We start from the raw sequence: 7,357 nt of genomic DNA on the forward strand, positions 1-7,357 counted from the left end.
GCCTCTATTAGTTTATTAAGGATTACTAAATTATAGGATTTTATAAAAAGCAGGAGGAATTGAAATGGATTCATATTGGTTAAAGAATGTTCGCCTCGAAAAAGGATTCATTATTGAAGAGGGTCGAATTACTGGGACAGAAACGGAAATTTGTCATTTGAAAATAGAAGACGGAAAAATAGCTGAAATTAGCACTTCAACTCCGCTTTCTGAGGAAACGCAGTTTGATGCGAAAGAAAATCTTCTATTACCTTCACTAAGGGATATGCATATTCACATTGATAAAACTTATTATGGCGGTCCTTGGAAAGCTTGTACCCCGATAACAAAAGGAATTTTTACAAGATTAGAAGAAGAGAAGGAACTACTGCCAAAATTATTGCCAACTGCCGAAGAGCGGGCGGAGAAAATGATTGAACTGCTTCTCCAAAATGGCCATACCCATATTCGAACACATTGTAATGTTGATCCGGTGATTGGGTTGAAAAACTTGGAGGCAACTGTCAATGCCCTTGAAAAATATAAGGATGTGTTAACCTATGAAATCGTTGCCTTTCCACAGCATGGTTTGTTAAGAAGTGATTCGGTTCAATTAATTCGTGATGCAATGCGAAATGGTGCCACATTGGTTGGAGGGGTTGATCCTGCAACAGTGGACAGAAATATTGAAAAATCACTCGAAACAATCTTTGATATTGCAGTTGAAGCGGATGCAGGGGTGGATATTCATTTACATGATCCGAATACATTAGGCGCATTTACCTTTGAAAGAATGGCTTATTATACGAAAGAAGCAGGATTGAAGGGGAAAGCAACAATCAGTCATGGGATTGCATTAGGGGATTTACCGGGAGATTCACTGGCAGAGATGGCAGCGGTGTTGAAAGAACAGAAAATCGATGTAACGACAACGGTTCCTGTTAATCGTCCAACAATTCCTATTCCAACTCTTGACAAATTAGGTATCACCGTATCGGTTGGACATGACAGCATCACCGATCATTGGTCGCCATTTGGTACGGGAAATACCATTCAAAAACTTAGTATACTCGCAGAAAGGTTCCGCATGATAGAGGAGTATACATTATCCTCTGCCTTAAAATATGCAACAGGCGGAATTACACCATTAAACGAAAAGGGCGAACGTGTTTGGCCAAAAGTTGGGGATGATGCAACGATGATGTTGGTAAAGGCTTCTTGTTCGGCTGAAGCGGTTGCTCGGCGTTCTCAAGTTGAATCGCTATTTTTTAAAGGGAAAAAAGTTAAAAGTAAATTGGAAAATTCAAAAACTGCAGTAACACAGTAGTACAGGGGGGGAATGAATATGGGTGTACCATATTGGCTAACGAATGTCCGGCTTGAAACCGGATTTGTTAAAGGCGAAAACGGAGCTTATGAAACAAAAACAGAGCTTTTCCATTTAAAAATAGAGAATGGTAAGATCGTAGAAAAGCAGAATCATTGCTTTGAAATACCAGCAGAAGAAAAAATGATAGATGGAAAAGGGTATCTAGCGATTCCAACCTTCAAAGAAATGCATAACCATTTAGACAAAACCTACCTTTCTCTTGATTGGAAGGCATGTAAACCGTCTAAAAATTTAGCTGACCGCTTACGATTGGAAGCAATGGAGCTTGAAGAATTGGCACCAACTACAAAGCAACGGGCAAGCAAAATGATTGAACTGCTTTTATCAAATGGGGCAACACATATCCGTACGCATGTTAATATTGATCCGTATATCGGTTTGAAAAACTTGGAAGGTATTAAATCAGCACTAGAGGACTACTCGGATAAATTGACCTATGAGATTGTTGCTTTTCCGCAGCACGGTTTGTTACGAGACAATGTGATCCCTCTTATGAAAGAAGCGATGAGATCTGGTGCGCAGCTTGTCGGTGGACTTGATCCGGCGGGAATTGACAAAAATATCGAAAAATCTCTATTTGAAGTTATGAATTTGGCAACTGAATTCAATGCTGATGTAGATATTCATTTACATGATGGAGGACATGTTGGTTACTATACGGTTGACAAATTAGCTGAGTTGGTTGAGGATTCAAAATGGCATAATCGCGTGGCAGTCAGTCATGCATTTGGCTTAGGAGATGTACCAATCCATCAGCAAGAAGAGATTGCAGATAAATTAAGTGAATTAGGAATGTCTATTATGTCAACCATCCCAATTACCAGAACAATACCTCCGATAGATATTCTAGATCAAAAAGGAGTAAATGTATTTTTAGGGTGTGATGGATTTTATGACTCCTGGGGACCTTTTGGAACAGGTGATGTATTAGAAAAGGTAACAAATTTTTGTGAACTTTATCGGAAGAGTGATGAAAGATCACTAGCCTCTTCACTAAAATGGGCAACAGGTGGACTGACACCGTTAACAAAAGAAGGGGAGGTTGCTTGGCCGCTTGAGGGGGACGAGGCAAACCTAATTTTAGTAAACGCATCTTGTTCTGCTGAAACAGTTGCCAGAAGACCAAAGCGTGAAGCTCTAATTTTTAAGGGTAACGTAATATTTGGAGAGATTTAAATTTACTTTAATTGAAAAGAAGAGACAACGCTTTACTTTGTCTCTTCTTTTTTATTATTGGTGCTGCTCTTGCTGCTTCACCTTTAACCTTTCCTCTAATACACGCACCATATGAAGGAAATGGTCTGCCTCTCTCACGACATGGTCAGCCAATAACGGATCAATGACATTTCTGATTTGACAATTTTTAATAAAATCTAATCCTGCCTGCTTAAAATTGCGAATTTCTTGTGCAGCGTTTTCGCTGTCTTTATTCAACTTTCCGATAATCGGGTAGGTTGGTTGTTTCTTATAGAGCATTGATTCAACATCTCTTGCCTGATTGAGAAGAACTTCAAAATCATCCCCAAATTTCAATGCCGCTCTTACTAAATTTCGTTCTGATTGATCTAATAGTGAAGCAATAAACCGGGAATGCTCCATCATAATCCGTAACCAAAACACATTTTCCTTAATAATCGCATCTTGAATGGGATCTAGAATTCCTTCATTGAATTTTTTTAACGTCCGCATAAAATATTCAGCTTCCCTGGCTATATGGTCGACCAGAAGCGGAAAGTTGAATCCCATTACCTTACAATTGATGATTAAGATGAGAAGATTTCTTTTGAAATTGCGTAAACCTAAAACGAGGTTAATCGAGTCTTCGTTTAATTTACGGACAGCCGTTACGTTATTTGGAGTATTGTAGGCCCTTTTTTCCTGTTCCTCAAAATAATGATAAAAACGATCCGTCTGCTGAATCAGATGTTTGTCATGGCGGCTGAAGCCTTCCCCTAAAAAATATGAATGTTCTTTCATGATTCTCAACCAAAATTTATTTTCTGTTAACGAACGCTCAATGAAAAGTTGTTCAGTTAAGGATTCAGGTTGTGCTGCAAATGTTTCCGGGGCAATTAACATTTGATTGTTTTGCTCCATAAATCCATGATTTACCATCATAAATCCCCCCTTAAAAAAACACACATATACTCTAAAGGTATTAGCATGAATCTCTTTTTATGTTTTATTGAAAAATATATTTGGGTAAAGAATAAAGGTAAGAAAAAATAGTATGGAGGGAAAGAATGAAAGCCTCTGATTTGTTGGTAAATTGCTTAGAAAATGAAGGTGTGGAATATATCTTTGGAATCATTGGGAGTGAGGTCATCGATTTGGCCAATTCTTTATCAAAATCAGAAAAAATAACATACATACCCGTTCGACACGAGCAAGGCGCTGCTTTTATGGCCGATGTATACGGTCGTCTTAGCGGCAAACCTGGTGTGTGTCTTGCAACGCTCGGACCTGGTGCAACGAATCTGTTAACCGGAATTGCCAGTGCCAATTTAGATCATTCACCGGTGATCGCGATTACTGGTCAAAAAGGTCTTAATGTCCAGCATAAAGATGCTCATCAATATATTGATATTGTTAAGGTGTTTGAACCAGTAGTAAAATGGTGCGTACAAATAAAGGATGCCAACACAATTCCAGAGATTATTAGAAAATCATTTCGGTTATCATCATTAGAAAAACCGGGTGCTATCGTAATGGAAGTACCTGAAAATATCGCTAAAGCCAATGCCACAACGAAACCTTTATCGATTCCCCCTGATCCAAAAAGTGTGCCGGCAGAGGAAGCCTTTATAAAAGCCGTTCAAATGCTTCATCAGTGTAAAAAGCCATTTATTATTCTGGGAAACGGAGTAATTAGGCAAAATGCAGTGAAGGAAATACAAACATTTATCGAGCATCTCGGCTGTCCCGCTGCAAATAGTTTTATGGCAAAAGGGGTATTACCAAAAGAACATCCGCAAAATTATTATACCCTTGGTTTCAAGGAAAAGGACTATGTCCTCCGGGGGATAGAAGAATCCGATTTGCTTGTAGTGATTGGTTTTGATTTTAATGAAAAATTTCCATATGAATGGAATGGGGAAAAAGTACCAGTTCTCCATATTGATCCATTACCTGCTGATGTTGAGGAGGGCTACCCGGTAAAGGGGGAATTGGTCGGAAATCTAAAAGAAACACTACGTTTATTGCTGGAAAAAGATGTTTCTCCTAAGCCTTGGGAACCATCCGGAGAATTAAAGAAGCGAATAGAAGACGCCAACTCTATTAACAAAAACATGGACAATCCTGAAAATTTAACGATTGAAAACATTCTGCATGTTATAGAGAATCTTTCTACCGAACAAACTGTCATCATTTCCGATGTGGGGGCTCATAAGGTAGCAACAGCTAGGACATTTCAACCAAAACATGCCAAGCAGCTTGTGATTTCCAATGGCTTAGCTTCAATGGGAATCTCCATCCCCGGTGCGGTTGGTGCAAAGCTAGCGGCCCCCGAAAAAACGGTGATTGTGTTGACGGGGGACGGCGGAGCTTTAATGAATTTTGCCGAATTGGAAACAGCCAAACGCTTGGGGCTGAATTTTATCATTATTTTATTAAATGATTCGATGTTGAAGCTTGAAGTGGAGACAATGAATAAAGCATTTGGTGAAAGCTATGGGGTAACGTTTTCGAATCCTGATTTTGTGGAATTGGCTGAAAGCTTCGGGGTAAAAGGTATTAGAGCTAATCATATCGATGAATTTGAAGAAGTTCTTATAAAGGCAATTAAAGATTCGAATGAAATTTTTTTAATAGATACAATCATGCAGGTAAAAGGTTAAATGAAGAGTCTTCGTCATAAAAGTGTCGCCAATAAAGGGCATAGGCGACAAAAAGAAGAGTCTTCGTTATAAAAGTGTCGCCAATAAAGGGCATAGGCGACAAAATGGAGAGTCTTCGTCATAAAAGTGTCGCCAATAAAGGGCATAGGCGACAAAATGGAGAGTCTTCGTCATAAAAGTGTCGCCAATAAAGACCATAGGCGACAAAATAAAGAGACTTCGTCATAAAAGTGTCGCCAATAAAGGAGATAGGCGACAAAATAGAGAGTCTTCGTAATAAAAGTGTCGCCATTAAAGACCATAGGCGACAAAATAAAGAGGCTTCGTCTAAAAAGTGTCGCCAATAAAGGAGATAGGCGACAAAATGAACAGAAATGGAAGTAAAAGTGTCTTCGAAAAGAAGGAGCGGTGAAACAATTGTTCACCACTCCTTCTTTTTTACCGTGAATTTACTTTAATCATATTAGTACATCATAAAGGATGCACCAACAATGATTAACAGGATGAATAGAACAACAATAAGCGCAAAGCTACTTGTGTGTACGTGTCCGTCAGACATAGTAAATCACCTCCTACATCTATTGATATAATTTATGCTTGTTTTTTTTTTGCGTAATGGACAAAGGTTGATTTCCTTGAAAAATGTTTAAGAATATCTGTTTTTGTTCTTTAAATTTGAAATAAAAAAACTGACTCATTTTTTCTGAGCCAGTTTGTGATTGATTTAACTGTATTGTGGGCGGAGTTTTGTCCGTTTATTTATGTGCTGCTCTGCGCCTAATGCAGCTATCGCACCGTCTGCCGCAGAAATGACTGCCTGTTTAATCGGTGTTCTTCGCGCATCACCGCCGGCAAAAACACCTTCCGCACTCGTTTGGAGCAGGTCATCGACGCTTACATAACCTTCTTCATCTCTCAATACTGCACCTTTTAAGAAATCAGTTCCGGGTTTCATCCCGCCAAGATATAAGAAGACACCATCCACATCCCAAACTTGCTCTTCTTTTTTATCATTTAGGATAACAATTTTTTCAACGCTATCAGTTCCAATAATTTCTCTTAAACGATGACGGCGATAGATTTCAACTTTTGGATTGTTTTTTAGCTCTGAAAGGTCGGCGTCTCCTTTTAAATTCTCAATTGGAATCAATAGTTTAACGGTTTTACAATATTTTGCAAGGGTTTCAGCCTCATGGATAGCTTCTTCGTTATCTCCAACGACTGCCACAACCTGATCTTGATAGAAAGCAGCATCACATGTGGAGCAATAGCTCACCCCACGTCCGGTATATTCTTCTTCACCCTTAATCTTACTTGTTGGAGCTTTAGCACCAACAGCGATAAAGACGCTTTTTGCTTTAATTGTTCCCTCTGGAAGCTCAATCGTTTTGATTTCACCAGTGAAATCTACAGAAAGTACTGTGGAACGAACAAATTCTGCTCCAAAATCCTTCGCTTGCGCCTGCATTCTTGTTAAAAGCTCAAGACCTGTTAGTTCTTCGCGAACACCTGGATAGTTCGCAATCTTATGGGTAATGGCCAATGTTCCTGCTTTAGGTGCCTTATCAATGACAAGCGTTTTTAGTTTTCCACGTGCTGCGTAAACTGCTGCCGAAGCACCAGCAGGACCACCGCCAATCGTGACAAAATCATAAACTTCATCGAGAACTTTAGGTATAACAGGCTGAAAAATAGAAGATTCATCATCACCCTTGACCTGTTCTGTCGTTTCATCCTTATTTGCAAAAAACTTACCGTCTTCAGGAATATCAAGAAGCTTGCGAAACTTTTTCTCTTGAAAGCCCAATACAAGCTTTCCATTAATAAAGGTTGCAGGTGTACCGTAAATTTTCCGTTCTTTTAATTGATCAAAATACTCTTTATGAATGGAAGCATTTCTTTCTTCGTATTCAATTCCCCAGTCTTTTAAAGCCGATTTTACTTTTTCGCAATAAGGGCAGCCAGTACTGCTGTATACAATTACTTCTAATTTTTCTTCCATCCGATTATCCTCCTAAATATCTCCTTTTTTGTTACTATTATAATAATATTAATATAAATTAAAAGTCAATACTTTTTAATAATTATTATAATTAGGAGGTGGAAAAGAAGAGTCAAATTCTACTTGTTGGACTCTTTTCAGAGATTA

At 38.7% G+C, this 7,357-nt stretch carries 6 protein-coding genes; 3 read left to right on the plus strand and 3 right to left on the minus strand.

Annotation, left to right across the window (positions count from 1 at the left end):
- Positions 1 to 64 precede the first annotated feature (64 nt).
- Both BIV60_RS01215 and BIV60_RS01220 read left to right on the plus strand, forming a co-directional pair.
- Positions 65 to 1,306 (plus strand): amidohydrolase family protein, encoded by a 1,242-nt coding sequence (locus BIV60_RS01215; RefSeq protein ID WP_071353925.1) that lies wholly within the window; start codon positions 65 to 67, stop codon positions 1,304 to 1,306.
- 12 nt (positions 1,307 to 1,318) lie between these two features.
- Positions 1,319 to 2,545 carry an amidohydrolase family protein gene (locus BIV60_RS01220; protein WP_371261498.1) on the plus strand — a complete coding sequence of 409 codons (1,227 nt, stop codon included), beginning with the start codon at positions 1,319 to 1,321 and terminating at the stop codon, positions 2,543 to 2,545.
- Positions 2,546 to 2,599: 54 nt separating this feature from the next.
- Here BIV60_RS01220 and BIV60_RS01225 read toward each other — a convergent pair whose 3' ends face one another.
- Positions 2,600 to 3,484 (minus strand): DUF2935 domain-containing protein, encoded by an 885-nt coding sequence (locus BIV60_RS01225; protein WP_083402047.1) that lies wholly within the window; start codon positions 3,482 to 3,484, stop codon positions 2,600 to 2,602.
- 128 nt (positions 3,485 to 3,612) lie between these two features.
- Between BIV60_RS01225 and BIV60_RS01230 the strand changes: the two genes are divergently transcribed.
- Positions 3,613 to 5,208 carry an acetolactate synthase large subunit gene (locus BIV60_RS01230; protein WP_071353928.1) on the plus strand — a complete coding sequence of 532 codons (1,596 nt, stop codon included), beginning with the start codon at positions 3,613 to 3,615 and terminating at the stop codon, positions 5,206 to 5,208.
- A gap of 463 nt (positions 5,209 to 5,671) precedes the next feature.
- Here the strand turns inward: BIV60_RS01230 and BIV60_RS28040 are convergent, their stop codons facing one another.
- Both BIV60_RS28040 and BIV60_RS01235 read right to left on the minus strand, forming a co-directional pair.
- Positions 5,672 to 5,767, minus strand: a complete 96-nt coding sequence (locus BIV60_RS28040) for a YjcZ family sporulation protein (RefSeq protein ID WP_083402048.1) — start codon at positions 5,765 to 5,767, stop codon at positions 5,672 to 5,674.
- Positions 5,768 to 5,932: 165 nt separating this feature from the next.
- Entirely contained in the window at positions 5,933 to 7,210 is a 1,278-nt protein-coding gene (locus tag BIV60_RS01235; protein ID WP_083402049.1) for an FAD-dependent oxidoreductase, read from the minus strand.
- Positions 7,211 to 7,357: the final 147 nt, after the last annotated feature.

Origin of the sequence: Bacillus sp. MUM 116, from assembly GCF_001866655.1 — a bacterium.
Lineage (GTDB): Bacteria > Bacillota > Bacilli > Bacillales > Cytobacillaceae > Neobacillus.

Bases quoted from the DNA above. Each gene is read 5' to 3' on its own strand.
- BIV60_RS28040 (WP_083402048.1), bottom strand. From the start codon at position 5,767: ATGTCTGACGGACACGTACACACAAGTAGCTTTGCGCTTATTGTTGTT.
- BIV60_RS01215 (WP_071353925.1), top strand. From the start codon at position 65: ATGGATTCATATTGGTTAAAGAATGTTCGCCTCGAAAAAGGATTCATT.
- BIV60_RS01235 (WP_083402049.1), bottom strand. From the start codon at position 7,210: ATGGAAGAAAAATTAGAAGTAATTGTATACAGCAGTACTGGCTGCCCT.
- BIV60_RS01225 (WP_083402047.1), bottom strand. From the start codon at position 3,484: ATGGTAAATCATGGATTTATGGAGCAAAACAATCAAATGTTAATTGCC.
- BIV60_RS01230 (WP_071353928.1), top strand. From the start codon at position 3,613: ATGAAAGCCTCTGATTTGTTGGTAAATTGCTTAGAAAATGAAGGTGTG.
- BIV60_RS01220 (WP_371261498.1), top strand. From the start codon at position 1,319: ATGAATATGGGTGTACCATATTGGCTAACGAATGTCCGGCTTGAAACC.